Here is an 18,389-nt window from a genome sequence, read left to right as displayed (position 1 = left end):
ATGTAGGCTATAAAATGCACAAAAAGGAAATATATATCCTTCTTGATGGAAAGAATTTTACGATAATATAAGCCTTTATTTTATATTACTTTTGTAAACTTAATGGTGGTTATTGTATTTTTTAGACTTTTTAAAATCTCCGCTCTTATATATATTATGGTTAAATTTTGTTTTATTAAAATTTTATCCATCACAATTTACTTCATGTCTTTTTTATAATTTATTTCTACAGGTTTTATTAAGACAGCGCTGTAAAGACGAATATAAGCTTCTGTTTTAATAAGTTTTTTACAAAAATAAGCATAAATCTTTTTTTAACTTAAGAAAGATAAAAATCAATAAATAACAAAAACATAAATTAAATATTAAGTATATAATTTATTTAAGATCTAAATTTTAGTTCAAAAAAAAGACAATTGAAATTTATTTATTACTGTTTTGATTACTACAGAAAGATTACAATAACGACTAATAATTAGATTACCCGCCCATACAATCTTTCTAGGCATGTTATGACTTCAATGTCGAACAACACCCAAAAGCATTTTATTGTTGAGCAGATTCCACTACCGACTTGGGTCAGTGATGAAAATGGCTTGATATTATATTGCAATGTAGAGTGTACAGAATATTGGCAGGATACTTTTTCTCCATTACCTCAGCAATGGTTAGATTTTATATCTCCTGTCGATTTAGACGAAGTCAAAAATAGATGGCTCGAAGCAATTCGCCTGCAAAAAAGAATAGAATTAAAATGCCGACTTTTACAAAGTGGCAATCAATATAGATGGTGCAAACTTTCCATTCAAGCATCCAAATATCGCGGCTCGTCTTTAGCCAGCGAATGGTATGTCAGCTTTTTAGATATTGATCACGATATTCAAGAGCAACAAAACTTGCAAAAGAATATTGAAATACAAAATCAAATGTTAGACATCAGTGTAGATTGCATTAAAGTATTAAATGTAGACGGCACCGTTTCTCATATGAATAAATCAGGATGCCTCGCTCTAGGTGTCCCTGTCGATGAAACAAAATTTGGGATGAAATGGCTTGAGCTATTGCCACCTCATATTCGTAAACGTGGTCGTGTGGCTTTAAAAAAAGCCCTTCAAGGCAAAGTTGCCAGATTCGCAGGAATGAGTTGTTTACCAGATCAGAACCCCGAATATTGGGATAATATGCTGACCCCGATTCATCGGGAAAATGGTGAAATCATACAAATACTGTGTGTATCCCGTAACGTCACTCAACAGCATCTGACAGAAAATCAACTTAGAAATATGAGTGAAAGAGATGAGCTGACCGGGTTATGTAATCGGCGTTCATTTAAATTTCAACTTAAACGCACTCTTGCATATTCAAAAGACAGCCAAACAAGTGTGGGTTTACTATTAATTGACCTTGATCATTTTAAGCATATTAATGACACATTAGGGCATAGCGCAGGTGACCATCTTTTAAAAGTTTTATCCAAACGGTTTAGTCATTGTTTTGATGATGAAAGATGCTTTGTCGCAAGACTGGGTGGAGATGAATTTGCAGTTATTATTAATAACCTTAAATCTGAAAGTGATGTGCGAGACTTAGCCGCAATCTTACTTCAACAACTAAATCAACCTATTACCTATTTAGGCAATGTTCTAAATGGTGGTATGAGTATTGGTTGTGCGATTTATCCTCAAGATGCCGTCGATCAATCAGGTTTACTCAGTTGTGCAGATATGGCATTGCATGATTTAAAAGCACGTGGCCGTGGTGGTATTCGCATGTATGACCCATGCATGATGCAGATGACCGAAACAGTCGCTTCTCAGCTTAATTTAGCACGTCAGCTTATTCGTCATCATACCATCCAGCCCTACTATCAACCTAAAGTCGATTTAAAAACTCATCGTGTTGTAGGTTTTGAAGCTTTATTACGATGGCATACAACTTCCGCTCAAAGAGGTTACCCTTCTCAAATTGCAGAGGCTTTTAAAGATTATAATTTAGCGAGTAAAATCGGTGAAACGATGCAACATCAAGTTTTACGTGATATCGCAAAATGGATAGATCTTGGTATTAAACCTCTTCCTGTTTCACTCAATGCTGCTCCAGTTGAGTTTCTAAGAGACAACTATGCTGAACGGCTTTTGAAAAAGATCAATCAATTTCAAATTCCAACACATTATATTGAAGTAGAAGTCACTGAACATATGTTGGGCGATAGAGGTTCAGAGTATGTGATCCGTGCACTTAATAAATTAAAACAACATGGTGTACATATTGCTCTAGATGACTTTGGTACAGGTTTTTCATCACTTACCCATATCCGTGACTATCCAATTGATAGTTTAAAAGTAGACTGTAGTTTTATACAAAAGATGCAGCATGACCCATCAATTTATGCGATTGTTCAAGCAATTGGGCTACTTGCTCCAAATTTATCACTGGGACTTATTGCAGAAGGAATAGAGACCTCTGAACAAGAAGAACTACTTCGACAATTTGGATATAGCATAGGCCAAGGATTTTTGTTTGAATCTGCTATAGATGCCAATCAAGTCATTTCAATACTTAAACAGAATCAACCTTACTTAGAAAGTCACTATCACGCTTTAAGATAAAATTTATAATAAAATCTCTCACTTTTCTTCATACTAAAAATAAACAATAATCTTTCAAAAATTGTTCATAATATAAGCATAAAGATAATAAATCGGTGTTTTGGCACCATACATTGTCACAGGACAATAAGGAGCAATATATGAGTTATCACCATATCTTGGTTCCAGTCGATGGTTCTCCTACTTCACTCATTGCTGTCAATCATGCAGCAACACTTGCTAAGGCCTTTGGTAGTAAAGTGACTCTAGTATATGCGCTTACTATAGATCCTTTTATTTCTGTAGAATTCATTGATAGTACAGAATTAGCACAGGATTACTTTAATAAAGCTAGAGCATCTATTCAGGGTATTTTAGACCAAGCGAAAGAACAATTTAGCCAACATGGAATTTCTGTTGAAACAAAAATTGTTGAGGGTCAAACAATTCACACAGAAATTATTAAAGCCGCTACTGAACTCAAAGCAGACCTATTAGTGATTGGTTCTCATGGTCGAAAAGGGTTTAAAAAGTTCTTCTTAGGAAGTGTGACTCAAGCTCTTTTAGGAGAAATTCATTTACCGGTATTAGTCGTAACTGAGTAGTTTTTCTTAATCTAAAAAAACCGATCTTATGTAGATCGGTTTTTTAATGGCCTGTGTTACTGAGCTTTATATGTAAATTTAATTAGAGATCCTGGATTTTCTAATATATTCGTTACAGAACCATCATCTTTTTGGACATTTCCAGCAGTATCAGTCAACACGTATAAAACATTCCCATCTGGACTTGCAATCACGTCACGATAGCGGTTGTTGCTTTTAAACATCGGCACAGCGTCATCATAAGTAGCACTGTAAGTTGGATCTAACTTAATACGGAAAATAACTCCGCGTTTTAAAGATGGAACTAATAATGTATTTTCCCAACCCGCAATTGCTTTTTTGCCGCCCTTATAGACATAAGCAGATGACGGTGCAACGGTTGGCCAGCAAATGTAGGTCATATCCCCACACGTTGGGTCATTATAGTTATAGGTATCCTGCACGGTATATAAAGTTTTTAACGGCGGTACAAAGTTTTTACCAGTCCATTCAGACTCTTTCGTTACAGGTACACCTGCCGCTACTTTTACTCCGTTTTGCCCTAAATCTTTAATTTGTGCTTTATTGGTTGCTGCTGAATAATTTGCATAGGCATAACCACTGTCATCTTTATAACCTGCTACATTTGGCCAACCATAGTTCCCCCCTTTAACAATGAGATTAATTTCATCGTCAGAGTTTGGGCCCTGTTCAGATTGCAATAGTTTTCCATTCGGAGTAAATGCTAAGCCCTGTGGATTACGGTGTCCGAGCGTATAAATATGGCTAACCACCCCGTTAAAACTTGGGTTATCTTTTGGAATACTTCCATCAAGATTTAAGCGTAGTACTTTACCCATATAGGTATGATAGTCTTTGCTACTCACTTCTTGTCGAGTCGGCGTATGCTGTGCCTGATTTGGCAAGAATAAATAAGCAAGCTGGTTACGCCCTTGGTCACCAATCGTATAATAAATCTTTTGGTCTGGACCAATGACAAGACGACCGGATTGATGGTCTTTCGATGAAGGTAATCCTGCTAATAAATCGATTGGCTTCTCAAGCGTATCAGTTGACTTGTTATAGGTATATCGATGAATAATCGTTTGATTCGGTAGTTCTTTATCTGTAGATTTCGGATTTTTAAATGTACCTGAAATATAGATATAAGGATTATTTTTAAAATCAGGATGGAAAGCAAAGCCTAATAAACCATTTTGTCCATCAGCATCATTTACAATCTCAGGCACCTGAAAAACTGTTTTTACGCTACCTGACTCTGGATTCACTCTTAAAATCTTGCCTGTTGCCCGCTCTGTTAACCAAATTTGATTATCAGGTCCCCACAACAAAGCATGTGGCTTATTTAAATTAGATAGAATAACTTTCTTGTCAAAGTTTTCTGATTTCGCTTTAGCAAATTGAGATGGAGTTAGAGGAACATCAGCAAAGGCTGAGAGTGTAATTAGCTGAGCAGCGCCTAATAAAGCAATTTTAGCCAATAAATGTTTATTCATGTGTCCACCTTATAAATTGTCAAAATTTTCCGAGAATTTTTAAACCTCTAATAAAGGGTTTGTACGAGTTCTCTATATGATTTGTATTATGATGAATAACAAATCTATTAAAATCCAAATTTCTGAAAGGCTCTGTTGCATAAAAGTAGCTATTAAAAATGAAAAAACTCTCTTTAAGATGAGCAACTTAACTATACGATTTATCTATTCTATTAATTTTATATCTGAAATTTTTTTTAAAATGGCCAGGAGTTAAATAAATATTTATTAACGAAGCAATTGATAGTTAAAAATTAATACTCAAAGAGACAATTCTAATTATAAAAATATACATCATGAAAGACTAAAAGTTAGAAGCTGTAATTGAGAGCTATTTTTACAATAATGAAGGTGTCTTATGTGTGCAAACTTTAAACCTCTTAAGAAAACACATGCCAATCAATTAGAGTTATTTGAACCCACTTTTGAATATAAGATGGATATTTTCCCAAGTAATGATTGTCCACTCCTTTTATTGAATCAAAATGAGCTTGAGTGGAGAAAAGCTAAATTTGGAATGCTTCCCCCTTATGCCAAAGAAATTGCTTTCAAATATGCAACTTATAATGCCAGAACAGAGACAGTACAACAAAAGCGCTCTTTTAAACATGCTTGGTTAAATGACCAATTTGCGCTTATTCCTGTTGAAGCCATTTATGAACCTAAATATATCAATGGAAAAGCACATTGGTATGGTATTTTTCGGCAAGATGGGCAACCTTTTACACTGGCTGCGATCTTTGAGGAAACACTTATTGATGAACAGAAAGTGAGATCAATGTCGCTATTAACAATCAATGCTGATCATCACCCTTTTATGAAACAATTTCATAAACCGGATGATGAAAAACGTTCGGTTATTGTGATACCGGATCATCTCAGAAATGATTGGCTCAACTGCACTCATTCTGAAGCAAAAGACTTTTTCTTAGATATGCCTTCGAATGAGTTTACTTCAATGCCGAAAGCTGAAATGAAGAATTATGATTAAATCGGTTTAGTCGATTTAGGTTAGTCAACTTTAAAAACTTATGCTATTCTTCGGGCACTTTTAAATGCCTCAAACTCTCTATACCTATGACACTTACGCCACCTTAAGTTTATTTACGCTTATCTCCTGTAAATAACTCATCACTGTTTAGTGATGTGGTGTAGTCGCTTGTGTTGGTATATCACATCACTAGCCTTTCAAAATTTAGAACTTAGGCTATTTCTCATGTTATCGAATGTCCGAGAACAATGGTTCTCTAATGTCCGCGCAGATATTCTTTCCGGTCTTGTTGTGGGTCTTGCTTTAATTCCAGAAGCAATTGCATTTTCAATTATTGCGGGTGTAGATCCCAAAGTCGGTTTATATGCATCCTTTTGTATTGCCGTTATTATTTCTTTCGTAGGCGGTCGTCCCGCTATGATTTCGGCGGCTACAGGCGCAATGGCTTTGGTTATGACAACGCTCGTAAAGGATCATGGACTTCAATACTTATTTGCAGCAACGGTATTGACTGGCGTCATACAGATTTTGGCAGGATATTTCAAACTCGCCAAACTCATGCGTTTTGTTTCTAAATCGGTGGTTATTGGATTCGTTAATGCCCTCGCCATACTCATCTTTATGGCTCAATTACCAGAATTGGTAAATGTGACATGGCATGTCTACTTACTAGTAGCAATTGGTTTAGGATTTATTTACCTTTTCCCCTATATTCCAAAAATTGGAAAGTTCTTTCCCTCGCCACTTATTTGTATTGTAGTAGTCACATTACTCGCTATTTTTTTAGGTCTTGACGTTCGATCGGTTGGCGATATGGGGTCATTACCAGATACGTTACCTATATTTCTAATTCCGAATATTCCGTTAAATTTAGAAACCCTTCTTATTATTCTTCCATATTCTTTGGCCCTTGCCGCGGTTGGCTTACTTGAATCAATGATGACTGCAACAATCATTGATGAAATGACAGATACATCTAGTGATAAATTTCAAGAATGTAAAGGGCAAGGTATCGCAAATATTGCTTCAGGTTTTATGGGCGGCATGGCTGGTTGCGCCATGATTGGTCAATCAATGATTAATGTAAAATCGGGTGGTCGTACACGTTTATCCACTTTCTGCGCAGGCATATTCTTACTTATTTTAGTTGTATTTTTAAGTGATTGGTTAAAGGTGATTCCTATGGCAGCTCTGGTTGCTGTCATGATTATGGTATCGATCAGTACTTTTGAGTGGAGCTCTCTGACTCAATTTAAAAATAATCCTAAAAGTAGTAATGTCGTTATGATCGCTACAGTTATTGTAGTGGTTGCTACCCATAACTTAGCGTTAGGTGTATTAACTGGAGTATTACTTTCAGCACTTTTCTTAGCAAATAAACTTGAAAACGATATTCGTATAGAAACTTCATTCGAGAATCAAGCTCGTCTATATGAATTAAGAGGTCAAATATTTTTCAGTTCATCTGAAAAATTTATGCAAAGTTTTAACTTTAAAGAAGAAATTAAAGAAGTCATTATTGATCTTACCCACTCTCATATTTGGGACGTGACTTCAGTTGCCATGCTAGATTCAGTAGTAAATAAATTTCAAAAGAACGGTATTAAGGTAACGGTTCGCGGCTTAAATGAAGCCAGTTCAATCATGATTGATAAATACGGTACTCATGCAAAAATCTAAAAAAGGTCCTTAGGGACCTTTTCCAATTTTAAAATTCCTTTATTAAGGTGATTTATATAACAGCCGATTTGGGCTACCAGAAGGATTTTTTACCACATTACTACTTGCTTGATTTAAAAGATTGGTCGAGATGGTCTGAGGTGTTGCAGTAGGTGTACTTTGCAACATTTCAGCTACGACACCAACAACATGTGGAGTAGCCATTGAAGTTCCATTTAAAACTTTAGTTGCTGTATTACTTCCAATCCATGAAGAATTAATCTGGCTTCCCGGCGCAAAAATATCAACGCAGCTTCCATAGTTAGAATAACTCGCTCGAGTATCAGTATCATCTGTAGCAGCGACAGTAATTGCTTTACTCACTCTTGCTGGAGAAGAACTACATGCATCTGCATTAGAATTTCCTGCAGCAACAACCATCACATAACCGTTATTAAATAAGTTTTCTACCGCGCTATCTAAGGATGTGTTCGCATCACCGCCTAAAGACATATTCACCACAGCAGGCTTTTTACCATTTTTTAATATCCAATCTAACCCTGCAATCACGTTACTCGAAGCACCAGACCCATCACATCCTAAAATTCGTATTGGTACTAAACTTACGTTTTTAGCAACACCATACGTACTCCCACCAACTGTTCCTGCTACATGAGTACCATGTCCATTACAATCTGTTGTACCATTTCCGTCAGATATCGCGGTATAGCCACTTAATACCCGCCCAGAGAACTGTTGATGTGTAGATAATATTCCGGTATCAACAATATAAGCTGTTGTGCCCGAACCTGTTTGTAAATATGAATAAGCTGAATCTAAAGGTAAAGTTTTCTGATCAATACGGTCTAAGCCCCAATCTGGATTGCTTTGTGTAGTTGCATCAATTTTCATGACTGTGTCATTTTCTACTGAAAGAACTTTGGGATTTTTTTTCATGGCTTCAACAAAAGCAGTACCCGCAACATCGGGTAAATAAATTGCAAATCCCTTAAGTACAGTATCGTAAGTCTGTAATATCTTTCCCCCATGTTCTTTAGCAATACTTTGTGCAAAATCATTAGAAGGGCCAACATCCTTATTGAGAATAACAATATATTGGTTTTTAATAATTCCTTTTGCTTCAGAGGAACTTAATACAGAATTTGTTGTAGCAGGTGCTGCATGGACTAGATTGACGGCGGCCATTGATAAGAAAGCAGCCGATATTTGGCAAAATTTCATAAAAAATCTCCATATTTTTTACTTCAGACATCGTTGTTATGATCAATACAGTCTTTATATTTAGAGGTTAAAATTTTTTAGAAAGGAATTTTTATTATATTCTCCATGTATTATAACCAAGTTATATTTTCATAAAACTTGGGTCTATACAATACTCTTATCTTTTTCAATTAAAAGTGAGAACCAGTTCAAATAAATTAAAAAATCGAAGATTATTTTAGTCTATTGATAATTTAGATTAATTGGGATGTATAATGTAAAAATATATAATCATTAAAAACAATATAAATGTAGAAATAATGAGATATGTTCCAATGGTGTTAAAACTTCTTAAAAATTTCCAGATATCCATAAATAAAATATAAAACAGTGAATTATATAAATTTTTGCAAATTTCAATCCTAGCTTCAACCAAAATAAATTTACAATTTCTTTAACTATACGTATTTAGTATTAAACATGTAAAGATATATTAAAAAAGTCTTTATTACTTACCGATTATAAAAATTTTAAATGATCTTAAATATATAATACAAATACCAAAATTAATAAAACCTATAATTTTTTAATTTTAGTTCTGGCAACTCAACCGTACATCCTGCTAAATGATGTCTACAGTTAACACTATATTCAATAAAACCACCTTTAATAAAGTAATTACAATGCCCATACATAATTATGAGCTGATCAAAAGTTGGTTTTTCCAAATCATGATTAAAAGTCCACTGGTTACCATTAGAAAAAGGATAATGTACAGGAATATAGTGAAGATACCCGCAACCTGGACACATATGTTTATACATGTCACCTTCAAAATATTGTACTTTCATAAAGGCTCCTTTATAAATAAAAAAACCAACTCATGAGACCGACTAAATTAATTACTTTCAAATGCTATATATATTATTTAATTATTTTTATAATTTTTATTTTCTTATATTTTATCGAGCCTATATGACAAACTCATGAATGATTAGTAAGCTTATATTTTAATTAATCTATTTATTAAATGATAATTCAAGTTAAATCATGAAAAGAAAATCCTAATTTATTTCTTATTTATCACAGGTATATCTTATTCATTCATATTAATCTTTGGATAGATATTATAGCTACATCACCCTTTATCTTATTGTTTTTAAAAGTAAAATAAAAAAGTCCGCATCTTGGGAAGCTACGGACTTAAAAACTCAACTAAACAACAGCTAAACAATTTATTGTCTAGTGAGAAAGCACTATCTTTTTAATCTAATTAAGTTCCACTGTTAGGTCAACAACAATAAATAATTTCTATAAAAAAACAGGTTAAGATGTGATTCACCTCACACTTTATCTTTCTATTTTATAAAATTAATTAATCATACAATCACATTGCATATATTGTAATTCGACTGCTTAAACTAATATCGACTTAAAATAGTGCTCTAAAATAGAATAATGATTAATTTTAGGAATAAGCTTAAAAGAAACAAAATCCTTATCTTGCTCTTTTTTAATTTCAAAATAATTTTGGCTTTGCCATTTCAATTCTTCGAGCTCAAGTTCACCACAGAAAATTGAACATGGGATAGTAATTCGATCACTGTGATGAATAGGACTATATTTTAAGATATCTTCGCTTGAAAGATTGAGAGCATGGTTTAAATGAGTGCTCTGTATAGGCCTTAAGTCATAAATCCCACTTAACAACACCATCTCAGATATGAGTGGATGGCCTAATGACGAAGCAGCCAGATGCGCCCCTGCCGAATGCCCAACCAAAATCACCTCGTCGGTTCGCCAGTCTTGCTCTCGAATAAAATCGAGAGCTTGATTAACTTGAGAAACAATATCTAAAATTTTGCTCTGTGGTGCCAGATCATATTCTAAAAGAACACACTGGGCTCCTTTTGCTAGAACATACGGTACGATGAATGCAAAATCTGACTTATCACACCATTGCCAATAGCCGCCATGAATAAAAATAACAGTCTTTTTGGCTTGCTCTAATGGGAATAAATCTAAAGTTGATCTTGAGTGCGGACCATATTGAATATCTGCAATATGAATAAACTCTTGGTAGCTCAGTAAACTTGTCCGTTGAAATTCTGCCAATATCTCATGTTCATTAGCCACGGTTCTAGCATTGTCATAGGGTCTCATAGGTCTCTCACTTCAACGATTCTTTATGAGCATTTAAGGCAAGCTTGGCTGACGAGCGTTTTAAATAGTAGAAAACCGTAAGTACAACAACTAATGGGACTCCAAATTGTAAAGTTGACTTGAATTCATTGGTAAACCATGTTGTGACTGTGATACTTAAAATTGCGATTACCCCCAACAGTGAAATTAACTGGCTCGCTGGAACCTTAAACTTTAACTGCTGGCCTTGTTGTGCCATTTTCCGTCTAAAAAACATATGCGTAACAAAAATACTGCCCCAAGTGAACAACGCGCCAAACATAGATAAAGCAATCATGATTGGGAAAGCAGAGGCTGGATTAATCGTATAAACAATACTTGCAATACCAATACCCACTGCTGACAACAGCAATGCGTTAATTGGTACGCCATTATGACTAATGCGACCAAATAATTTCGGTGCATCACCTGCGCGTGACAAACTAAATAACATACGTGTCGAGATATACAACATACTATTCATAGCGGATAAGGCCGCCACAATTACAATAAAATTTAAAATACTGTCTGCATATGGAATACCTACAATTTTCATTACCATCACAAAAGGACTGGTCGCATCGGCTCCAATTAAAGTTGTCCAAGGAACAAGTGCCACAATGAGAAATAAAGACAGTAAATAAAATAGGATTAAGCGAATTGCAGTACTTTTAAAAGCTTTCTTAACGGCTCTTTCTGGATCTTTAGCCTCACCTGCCGCTACAGCGATCATTTCAATACTTAAATAGCTAAATATTGAAATGATTACCCCAATCCAGACTCCACTAAAACCATGAGGAAAAAAGCCCCCATGCTCGGTTAGATTAGAAACAACCTGAACTGCTCCTCCATGACTTTGAGTCAAAATACCAACTGCTAAAAGAATAAATACAATAATTGCAAAGACTTTTATGGTCGAAAACCAATATTCAACCAATCCAAAAGCTTTAACGCTATATGCATTAACCACAAGTAACGTCAGCGAGAAAAATGCAATCCAGACCCAAGAGCCTACATCTGGAAACCATAATTTCATATAGTCAGCAACTGCTGTAATTTCTGTACCGACTGCTAATACAATACATGCCCAATAACAATAACGAACTAAAAACCCAGCAAGAGGACTTACATAATGCTCAGCATATGCTCCAAACGAGCCTGACGTAGGATGCTGAACTGTCATCTCAGCTAAACAAGCCATAATAGCAAATGCAATTAAGCCGCCAATGGCATAACTCACGATGACAGCTGGTCCAGCAAAGCTAATTGCAAACTTGCTTCCCATGAACAGCCCTGTACCAATCGCTCCACCAATTGCAATCATTCCCATCTGTTTTGCGGATAATTTCTTATGTAGACCCGCTTCTCGATTTTGTATTTCATCAAAACTGCTCATAGGCCCTCCTAGCCATTCTTCCGATATTAACCTTTAACGATTAGGTCACTTCGCTACGCACCAGATAACGCTCATTTTTCCATTCACTATTCAACATAATCTGCTTAAGTTGCTGTACGGCATTCCAAATATCTTCGAAACCTAAATATAGAGGTGTAATTCCAAAACGTAATACTTCCGGCTCTCGATAATCCCCAATCACACCACGAGCAATAAGCGCCTGAATAATTTCATAACCAAACTCATGTCTATAACTGACATGACTCCCACGATATTTATGGTTTAAAGGTGTAATCAATTCAAAACCAAACTGAGGACATTCTTGTTGAACAAGTTGAATAAACAAATCAGTTAATTTAAGTGATTTCTCGCGTATTTGTTGCATATCAGCTTGTAAGAAAATATCGGTACCACATTCGATTAAGCTCATCGAAATGATAGGTTGAGTCCCACACAAATAACGACGAATACTGTTAGCTGGTTCATAGTGCTGAGCCATATCAAATGGTTTTTTGTGCCCCCACCAGCCCGAGAGAGGTTGCCAGAACTGATCACGATGCTTTCGATTTACCCATAACAACGCAGGTGAACCCGGACCACCGTTTAAGTATTTGTAAGTACAACCAATCGCAAAATCACTATTACTCTGATTAAGATCCATAGGCACGGCACCAACCGAGTGACACAAATCCCAAATAATCAAAGCATCTTTAGCGTGGATCTGTTGATTAATAGACTCCATATCATAGAAATATCCAGTCCGATAATTCACATGAGAAAGAACAACTATAGCCACATCTTTTGCCAAAACACTAGACAAATCATCGGCCCCATCAATTAACTCAACTTGATAACCTTGATTAATCAAGTCTATAAAGCCTTCAATAATATAAATATCGGTTGGGAAAGCATCTTTTTCCGCAACAATAATTTTACGTTCCGGAAATTTTTCGGCTTGAATTTTTACCGCTGCTGATAAAACTTTAAATAAATTTAAGGTCGTTGAGTCTGAAATAACCACTTCCCCTTTTTCGGCACCGATAAGCTGCGCAACTTTATCTCCGAGTCTAGTCGGTAGCCCCCACCAATCTGCTTTATTCCAACTATTAATGAGGTCCTCGCCCCACTCTTTGGCAATAATATGCTGAGCAACCTCTAATGATTTCTTTGGTCTTGCACCTAAAGAATTCCCATCTAAATAAATGACGTTTTTTGGCAGTGCAAATTCATCTTTAAACTTTTTGAGTTCATCTTCCTGATCCCAATAGAGGCATTGTTCGTGAGTAATCATTTGTTATTTCACCTATTTTCAACATTTCCTTTGTTTTTGAATTTTATCATGCTCATTCTTTCGATTTATTCGATAATATTTGATTAAAATTAGATATTTTCGTATAAAATTCGAATTAAAATTAAAAAACTTGGATGAGATTCGAAAATGAATGTAGATGCAATCGATCTAAAAATTTTAAAATATTTGCAAGATAACGCTCGGTTAAGTAACCAAGAACTGGCCGATCTGGTTAACCTTTCGGCTTCGGCATGTCATCGACGAGTTAAAATTTTAGAAAGCAATGGTGTAATTGAAAAATATCAAGCCAAAGTTAACTATGAAAAATTAGGAATAAAAATTGAGGCAATTGTCGAAATAAAACTTGCCCAGCTAACTGAAAATGATCACAACTTTTTTTTAAGTCAGATCAAAAATTTTGATGAAGTCATTAATGCATATATTATTACTGGCGAATCTAATTATGTTTTACACGTGGCGACCAAAGATTTGAGTTCTTTTTCTCATTTCGTTATTAATACCTTAAATAAAATAAAAGGTGTAGTCAGCATTAATTCCAAGATCATTTTACAGAAGATTGTGCAAAAACCACTTTGATCCCTCATTTTCAATTAAAGAGCCATCTCATGATCGAAACAAAACGTTTAATTTTAAGACAGTGGAAAGAAAATGATTTTGAGCCATTTATAACAATGGGCTTAGATCAAGATGTTATGCAATTTTTCCCAAATCTTTTAACACCCCAAGAAAGCCTTAATTTAATCCAAAAAATTTCATCTCTCATCCAAGAAAAAGGTTGGGGCTTTTGGGCAGTAGAATTAAAAGAAACCCATCAATTTATCGGGTTCATTGGTCTACACAGCCAACCTGAACAATTTGACTTTTCTCCATGTGTGGAAATTGGGTGGCGGCTTGCAAAAGAATTTTGGAAACGAGGTTATGCAACAGAAGGTGCAAAAGCAGTTTTAGATTATGGTTTTAATATACTGAATTTAGATAAAATCGTTTCATTCACCGCTACGATTAATACCCCCTCTCAAGCTGTCATGAAAAGACTTGGAATGCACAAAGTTAAAAACTTCGAACATCCTAAAGTTCCTCTTCATCACGAATTAAGAGAACATGTGCTATATGAAATCACGAATGCTTACTCATCAAAATCATAGCCGACGGAGGTCGAACATTCCCAATATTCATTAAGTTTATCTGCTATTTCTTCTTTTTCCATGGTGGTAAGTACGTAAAAAAGTTTAGCCTCTTTATTCTTTCTTAGAATTAATAAATTGTAATAATCATACTCAGGTCCATTCAGCCCTAAGGTAAGTTGTGACTCACAATGTTTTTCTGCTTTGTAGTGCCACTCAAGTTTATAAGTATCAAGGCCATCGGCAGCATTGATTACGATACCGTCATTGGTTCCACCAATAAATCCAATTTTCATTGCTTTCTCTAAGTTCTTATAGGAATAATTTTAAATATAACTTTAAATAAGTATCCTTCAATTTATAAAATGTTTGTCAATACGTATCCTATGTAAGCAAATTTAATCCTACGTGCTAAAACCTTAAATAAATTTTAAATTTAAGGGAGAGATTTTCTACTAAAACTATCTCATTACTATTTTTTGTTTTACCAAATTCCACGTTATAATTTCAAACCATTGATCTCGCCTATCCATCCTATGAAGCTATGTAAATTTTAGAAAATTATTGGATGGAGCTTTAAATTAGTTTGAGTATTTATAAGTTTATTTAATTTATGATTTTAAAAGGATATATGGTAAATGTGTCTTAAAAATTTTGCTCTGAATGATTTTGGAGATATTTAAAAAAATGTCTAAAATCATAATGTTTGATATGGATGGTACACTCTTAGATCTCGCTTTTGATGATTTCATATGGAATGAATGTCTTCCTGAACGGCATGCAAAAATAAATCAACTTCCTCTTTCCGAGAGCAAAGAAAAGCTATATCAATTTTATCAATCACATCGCCATACGCTTGTTTGGTATTCATCAACCTATTGGACTAAAACTGTAGGCGTTGATGTACTCAAATTACAACAAGAATTTCAATCTAAGATCCAAGCTCGTTCTGGCTGTATTGAGCTTTTGCAACAACTTAAAGAGCAAGGATACACGTGTTGGTTAGTTACAAATGCTGACCGCGCGAGCTTAGGTTTAAAACTCGATAATATTGCGATTGAACATTTCTTTGATGTCATCATATCAAGCGAACAAGTAGGTTATGCCAAAGAAGATATTAGTTTTTGGCAAGAACTCAAAAGATTACATCCATTCAATCCAGATGAAACGATTTTTATTGATGATACAGCTCCAGTATTAAAGACAGCAGAAAAATTTGGTATTCAACACTTGTTTACTATCTCGCAGCCCTCAAGTCTAAAGGATATAAAACAGCATCAAGATTTAGAATTTAAAGCACTAGATCGGCTTACTGAATTGCTGTCTATATTGAATGAAATTGATAGAAAGGATAATGATGTCAAAATTGCCTGAAAACGATGCTATAGAGACCATGCGTGTAGACAAATGGTTATGGGTTGCTCGTTTTTTTAAAACTCGTTCAATTGCTAAAGGAGCGATTGAAGGAGGTAAAGTACATCACAATAATGAGCGTGTAAAAGTTTCCAAAGAAATTCGAGTTGGAATGGAACTTGTTATTCAGCAAGGGTTTGATAAAAAAACTGTTGTGATAAAAGCTCTTTCGAACACACGTGGTCCAGCTCCAATCGCACAGCAACTTTATGAAGAAACCGAAGTAAGTATTGCTAGACGGGAGTTGATTGCATCCCAACGAAAATTGCATAATCTAGCTCGACCTGACCATAGACCGGGTAAAAAGGATCGTCGTCAAATTATTCGGTTTAAACAGGAGAATGATCAAAATTGGTCATACGGTGATGAATAAAAACGTCGAGTTGTGTCGCACACACACATACAACACATAGAAGCTATAGAAAAAATCTGTCACTATTACCCTAGTGAAACAAGTTGAGATTCAATGCATCCACTTGGGTTTAACGTGATGAACATAGAGTATTGAGGTTTTTGAGATGGATGAGAATAAAAGCAAAGCATTACAAGCCGCGCTAAGTCAAATTGAGAAACAATTTGGCAAAAATACGGTGATGCGTCTCGGTGACAACACTGTTCAAGCTGTTGAAGCTGTATCTACAGGCTCTTTGACTTTAGATATTGCATTGGGGATTGGCGGTTTACCAAAAGGTCGTATTGTCGAGATTTATGGTCCAGAATCTTCTGGTAAAACCACAATGACTCTACAAGCAATTGCACAATGTCAAAAAACTGGTGGTACGTGTGCCTTTATCGATGCAGAGCACGCATTAGATCCACAATATGCGCGTAAGCTTGGTGTAGACATTGATAACCTGCTTGTATCGCAACCTGATAACGGTGAACAAGCACTCGAAATTGCAGATATGCTCGTTCGTTCTGGTGCAATTGACTTAATCGTTGTCGACTCAGTCGCTGCACTTACTCCTAAAGCAGAAATTGAAGGTGAGATGGGTGACTCTCATATGGGCTTGCAAGCTCGTCTAATGAGTCAGGCACTTCGTAAAATTACGGGTAATGCTAAACGTTCAAACTGTATGGTTATCTTCATTAACCAGATCCGTATGAAGATTGGGGTAATGTTTGGTAGTCCAGAAACCACAACTGGTGGTAACGCATTGAAGTTCTACGCTTCTGTACGTTTAGATATCCGCCGTATTGGTCAAGTAAAAGAAGGCGATGAAATCGTCGGTTCTGAAACACGAGTTAAAGTGGTTAAAAACAAAATGGCTCCTCCTTTCAGAGAGGCTATTTTCCAAATCCTATATGGTAAAGGCACAAACCAGCTAGGCGAACTTGTAGATTTAGCTGTACAACAAGATATCGTACAAAAAGCAGGCGCTTGGTATTCATATCAAGGTAATAAAATTGGTCAAGGTAAGAACAATGTTATTCGCCACTTTGAAGAAAACCCTCAGATGGCTGGAGAAATTGAACGCAATATCCGTGAACAGTTATTAACAACTGGCACTAATACTGCTCAAGTTGAAGATGAAGAAGAAGTTGATCTTCTACTAGAATCTTAATTAGTCATGAGCCTTAAAACGCCCTTCGGGGCGTTTTTTTACAAGGGAACCCTAATACTATGTTCAAAAGAACTGAAGAACAGTCTCAACAAAGAGCTTTGCTTACAGGTCAACGTTTACGCTCTTATGCTTTTGCGTTATTGACTCGTCGAGATTACTCCAAAGCAGAGCTTACTGAAAAATTAACTCGTTATGCACAAAACCCTGAAGAGGTTACGCGACTTGTTGAAGAATTATCTGAACAAAACTATCAAAGTGATCAACGTGTTGCGGAATTAACATTAGCTAGCCAAATGCGTAAAGGAAAAGGTCCAAAACGTATTAAGCAAGCCTTAAAAACAAAACAAATCGAAAATGATTTAATTGCCGATGAAATTCATAATATTGATTGGGTAGAACAGGCTTATCAACTGAAAGTGAAGAAATTCGGTGAAGAAGTAGAAAAAGATCCTAAACTAAAAGCAAAACAGATGAGGTTCTTACAATATAGAGGATTTGATTTAGATGTAATTATGAAAGCAATCCAACGAAGAGTGGATTAAAAGAATGGTGGCAGCCCCACTAGCAAAACTTCGGCACATCATAGATCTGCTACCGTTGCTACCTTCCGGTCCTGGCGGGGTTCACAGAGTACAATTGCGAAGCCACCAGCGGGGCTACCATTGCAAAACAGAGTATAGAGATTTTTAAAATAGTTGCAAGCCTTCTTCACAGTTTTAAGCAAGTTTATGTTTCAATTGATTAATTCATCAGCAAAAAGCCTTAAATTCCTATAATTCTCTCCCCTATATTCTTTGTT

Annotated in this window: 18 protein-coding genes and 1 other RNA gene; 10 read left to right on the top strand and 9 right to left on the bottom strand. The window is 35.4% G+C overall.

The annotated features are described in order from the left end of the window. Positions 1-512 precede the first annotated feature (512 nt). Entirely contained in the window at positions 513-2,609 is a 2,097-nt protein-coding gene (locus F968_RS07675; protein WP_004791905.1) for a sensor domain-containing protein, read from the top strand. Positions 2,610-2,749: 140 nt separating this feature from the next. After that, the gene (locus F968_RS07670; RefSeq protein ID WP_004791904.1) at positions 2,750-3,193 is read left to right on the top strand and encodes a universal stress protein; all 444 of its coding nucleotides are present in this window, start codon (positions 2,750-2,752) and stop codon (positions 3,191-3,193) included. A 56-nt stretch (positions 3,194-3,249) separates the two neighbouring features. Here F968_RS07670 and F968_RS07665 read toward each other — a convergent pair whose 3' ends face one another. Further along, entirely contained in the window at positions 3,250-4,689 is a 1,440-nt protein-coding gene (locus F968_RS07665) for a glucose/sorbosone family PQQ-dependent dehydrogenase (RefSeq protein ID WP_004791902.1), read from the bottom strand. Positions 4,690-5,086: 397 nt separating this feature from the next. Here F968_RS07665 and F968_RS07660 point away from each other — a divergent pair, with 397 nt between their 5' ends. Both F968_RS07660 and F968_RS07655 read left to right on the top strand, forming a co-directional pair. Then, positions 5,087-5,719, top strand: coding sequence for an SOS response-associated peptidase family protein (locus tag F968_RS07660; protein WP_004791900.1), 633 nt, complete (start codon positions 5,087-5,089; stop codon positions 5,717-5,719). Between the two features lie 225 nt (positions 5,720-5,944). Next, a complete protein-coding gene (locus F968_RS07655; RefSeq protein WP_004791898.1) occupies positions 5,945-7,399 on the top strand; it encodes a SulP family inorganic anion transporter in 1,455 nt (484 codons plus the stop codon). A gap of 42 nt (positions 7,400-7,441) precedes the next feature. On the opposite strand, the gene F968_RS07650 is transcribed toward F968_RS07655, so the two are convergent. The 6 genes from F968_RS07650 to kynU form a co-directional block, all read right to left on the bottom strand. Continuing rightward, positions 7,442-8,620, bottom strand: a complete 1,179-nt coding sequence (locus tag F968_RS07650) for a S8 family peptidase (RefSeq protein ID WP_004791896.1) — start codon at positions 8,618-8,620, stop codon at positions 7,442-7,444. Positions 8,621-8,858: 238 nt separating this feature from the next. Then, positions 8,859-8,972 (bottom strand): hypothetical protein, encoded by a 114-nt coding sequence (locus tag F968_RS20600; protein WP_228128898.1) that lies wholly within the window; start codon positions 8,970-8,972, stop codon positions 8,859-8,861. A gap of 193 nt (positions 8,973-9,165) precedes the next feature. Then, positions 9,166-9,450, bottom strand: a complete 285-nt coding sequence (locus F968_RS07645) for a ubiquitination-like system serine protease family protein (RefSeq protein ID WP_004791894.1) — start codon at positions 9,448-9,450, stop codon at positions 9,166-9,168. Positions 9,451-10,015: 565 nt separating this feature from the next. Beyond that, positions 10,016-10,762 (bottom strand): alpha/beta hydrolase, encoded by a 747-nt coding sequence (locus tag F968_RS07640; protein ID WP_004791892.1) that lies wholly within the window; start codon positions 10,760-10,762, stop codon positions 10,016-10,018. Between the two features lie 7 nt (positions 10,763-10,769). Further along, on the bottom strand, positions 10,770-12,176 hold the full coding sequence (locus F968_RS07635; RefSeq protein WP_004791890.1) for an amino acid permease: 1,407 nt from the start codon (positions 12,174-12,176) through the stop codon (positions 10,770-10,772). A gap of 40 nt (positions 12,177-12,216) precedes the next feature. Next, positions 12,217-13,467, bottom strand: a complete 1,251-nt coding sequence (gene kynU / locus F968_RS07630; RefSeq protein ID WP_004791889.1) for a kynureninase — start codon at positions 13,465-13,467, stop codon at positions 12,217-12,219. A 147-nt stretch (positions 13,468-13,614) separates the two neighbouring features. Between kynU and gigD the strand changes: the two genes are divergently transcribed. Then, on the top strand, positions 13,615-14,064 hold the full coding sequence (gene gigD, locus F968_RS07625) for an Lrp/AsnC family transcriptional regulator GigD (RefSeq protein ID WP_004791887.1): 450 nt from the start codon (positions 13,615-13,617) through the stop codon (positions 14,062-14,064). Positions 14,065-14,093: 29 nt separating this feature from the next. Beyond that, on the top strand, positions 14,094-14,633 hold the full coding sequence (locus tag F968_RS07620; protein WP_004791885.1) for a GNAT family N-acetyltransferase: 540 nt from the start codon (positions 14,094-14,096) through the stop codon (positions 14,631-14,633). Here F968_RS07620 and F968_RS07615 read toward each other — a convergent pair. After that, on the bottom strand, positions 14,615-14,908 hold the full coding sequence (locus F968_RS07615) for a hypothetical protein (protein ID WP_004791883.1): 294 nt from the start codon (positions 14,906-14,908) through the stop codon (positions 14,615-14,617). The genes F968_RS07620 and F968_RS07615 overlap by 19 nt on opposite strands. 391 nt (positions 14,909-15,299) lie before the next feature. Between F968_RS07615 and F968_RS07610 the strand changes: the two genes are divergently transcribed. From F968_RS07610 to F968_RS07595, 4 genes are all read left to right on the top strand, one after another. After that, on the top strand, positions 15,300-15,986 hold the full coding sequence (locus F968_RS07610; RefSeq protein ID WP_004791881.1) for an HAD-IA family hydrolase: 687 nt from the start codon (positions 15,300-15,302) through the stop codon (positions 15,984-15,986). Beyond that, positions 15,970-16,398, top strand: a complete 429-nt coding sequence (locus F968_RS07605) for an RNA-binding S4 domain-containing protein (RefSeq protein WP_004791880.1) — start codon at positions 15,970-15,972, stop codon at positions 16,396-16,398. Before F968_RS07610 ends, F968_RS07605 begins: the two co-directional genes overlap by 17 nt. Before the next feature lie 145 nt (positions 16,399-16,543). Continuing rightward, positions 16,544-17,590, top strand: a complete 1,047-nt coding sequence (gene recA / locus F968_RS07600) for a recombinase RecA (RefSeq protein ID WP_004791877.1) — start codon at positions 16,544-16,546, stop codon at positions 17,588-17,590. 59 nt (positions 17,591-17,649) lie between these two features. Further along, positions 17,650-18,132: a regulatory protein RecX gene (locus tag F968_RS07595; protein WP_004791874.1), complete on the top strand. Its 483-nt coding sequence runs from the start codon at positions 17,650-17,652 to the stop codon at positions 18,130-18,132. Positions 18,133-18,146: 14 nt separating this feature from the next. On the opposite strand, the gene ffs is transcribed toward F968_RS07595, so the two are convergent. Beyond that, positions 18,147-18,243, bottom strand: an RNA gene (ffs, locus tag F968_RS19685) — signal recognition particle sRNA small type. Positions 18,244-18,389 lie beyond the last annotated feature (146 nt).

Origin of the sequence: Acinetobacter sp. NIPH 817 (genome assembly GCF_000368405.1) — a bacterium.
Lineage (GTDB): Bacteria > Pseudomonadota > Gammaproteobacteria > Pseudomonadales > Moraxellaceae > Acinetobacter.
This window is presented reverse-complemented; position numbering and strand designations above follow the sequence as displayed.